A 2,108-nucleotide genomic window follows, 5' to 3' on the forward strand; every position below is an offset into this window, starting at 1 on the left:
AGGCGAGATGGGATTCGCGGGCATATCCTCGCGCTTGGGCAGGGTAGGGGTGTCGCCATAGGCGGAAGAAGACGCCGCGTAGACCACGCGCCGCACCTTGGCGGCGCGCGCCGCCACCAGCAAGTTGAGCGTCGCGTCCACGTTGTGGCGGTTGGTCTCGACCGGGTCGGCCACCGAGCGCGGCACCGAAGGCAGGGCAGCCTGGTGCAGCACGTAATCCACGCCGCGGCAGGCTTCGGCGGCGGCGGCGGGATCGCAGAGGTCGGCCTCCCGGAACTCCATCTTGTCGAGGAGGGCGGCGATGTTCTCCCGCTTGCCGGTGAGCAGGTTGTCGATGCCGCGCACCGTGTCGCCGCGCTCCAGCAGCGCGCGCGCCAGAGCCGAGCCGATAAAGCCCGCGACCCCCGTTACCAGGTAGGTTCCCATAAGGCAGTCCAACACGATACCACGGGGGCTTGTGACAGCCCCTGGTGACGCCGGTCACAGCGCAATCCAGCCCACGCGCTAGGCTATAATCTGGAGCTAATTATGAAAGCCACACAGACCGAATTGCGACTGGCCCGGCGCATGGCGCGCCTGGGCACGGAAACCGCCTTCGAAGTCTTGGTCAAGGCGCGGGCCCTGGAAGCCAAGGGCAAAGACATCGTCCATCTGGAGATCGGGGAGCCCGACTTCGATACCCCCTCCAACGTGATCGAGGCCGCCACCGAGGCCCTGCACAAGGGCTGGACCCACTACGGTCCCTCGGCGGGACTGCCACCACTGCGCGAGGCCATCGCCAAGTACGTCTCGGACACGCGCCACGTCAAGGTGACGCCCGACGAGGTGGTCGTGGTCCCCGGCGGCAAGCCCATCATTTTCTTCACCATGCTGGCGTTGGTGGAAGAAGAGGATGAAGTCATCTACCCCAATCCCGGCTTCCCCATCTACGAGTCCATGATCCACTTCCTGGGGGCCAAGCCGGTGCCCATCCGCCTGCGCGAGGAGATGGACTTCCGCCTGGACGTGAACGAGCTGGCCTCGCTCATCAGCGACCGCACCAAGCTCATCATCCTGAACTCGCCCCACAACCCCACCGGCGGGGTGCTGACCAAGCGCGACCTCGAGGACATCGCCCGCGCCATCGGAGAGCGCGACATCATGGTGCTCTCCGACGAGATCTACAGCCGGTTGATCTACGAGGGCGAAGACCAGTCCATCATGTCCATCAACGGCTTCAAGGACCGCACCATCCTGCTCGACGGCTTCTCCAAGACCTACGCCATGACCGGGTGGCGGCTGGGCTACGGGGTGATGCGCTCGGACCTCGCCCCGCACGTCGCCCGCCTCATGACCAACTCCAACTCCTGTACCGCCAGCTTCACCCAGGTAGCGGGGGTGGAGGCGCTGCACGGCGACCAGTCGTCGGTGGACAAGATGCGAACCGAGTTCCAGCGCCGCCGCGACATGTTCGTGGCCGGGCTGAACAAGAGCAAGGGCTTCTCCTGCCGCCTGCCCAAGGGCGCCTTCTACGTCTTCCCCAACATCACCAAGACCGGTTGGCCGTCGAAGAAGCTCTCCGAAGCCATGCTGGACGAGGCGGGCGTGGCCTGCCTGTCGGGCACCGCCTTCGGCGAGTTCGGCGAAGGCTACCTGCGCTTCAGCGTGGCCAACTCCTACGAGAACCTGCAGAAGGCCCTGGCTCGCATCGAGGAGTGGACCAAGAAGAACCTGTAGAAGATTCACCGCCGAGACCGCAGAGAACGCCGAGGAAAAAGCCCTCGGCGTTTCTTTCGTTCACCCGATCACCCGATCGCCAGATCACCCGATGGCTCCCCCCGCCCAGCCATCACACCCCCTTGTGACCATGCTCACCGACCCCCGGCCCGAAGCGGCCTACGCTTGGCCGTTGGGCGGAGTGCGTCCCCGCTAGGGCCTCCGCCGGGGGAAGACGCCATGGCACTGATCGATTCCACCACCGGCAAAGTCATCCGCGACTACTCCATCGAGGAACTGGCCGAGCAGGCCAACCTGATGCGCGGCTACGACCTGGTGGCGCTGCGCGCTGCCGGCAGCGGCCACGCCGGAGGCACCCTCTCCATCATGGACATCGTCGCCGCCCTCTACCT

At 65.7% G+C, this 2,108-nt stretch carries 2 protein-coding genes; one reads left to right on the plus strand and one right to left on the minus strand.

What is annotated here, in order from left to right:
• Nucleotides 1–426, minus strand: a 426-nt coding sequence (locus VEG08_10000; GenBank protein ID HXZ28315.1) for an NAD-dependent epimerase/dehydratase family protein, incomplete at its 3' end; no start/stop codon positions are given.
• A gap of 102 nt (nucleotides 427–528) precedes the next feature.
• On the opposite strand from VEG08_10000, the gene VEG08_10005 reads away from it, so the two are divergent.
• Complete coding sequence (locus VEG08_10005; GenBank protein HXZ28316.1) at nucleotides 529–1,716, plus strand: pyridoxal phosphate-dependent aminotransferase; 1,188 nt, start codon at nucleotides 529–531, stop codon at nucleotides 1,714–1,716.
• Nucleotides 1,717–2,108 lie beyond the last annotated feature (392 nt).

The organism is Terriglobales bacterium, assembly GCA_035624475.1.
GTDB lineage: Bacteria > Acidobacteriota > Terriglobia > Terriglobales > Acidobacteriaceae > DASPRL01.

Bases quoted from the DNA above. Each gene is read 5' to 3' on its own strand.
- VEG08_10005 (HXZ28316.1), top strand. From the start codon at position 529: ATGAAAGCCACACAGACCGAATTGCGACTGGCCCGGCGCATGGCGCGC.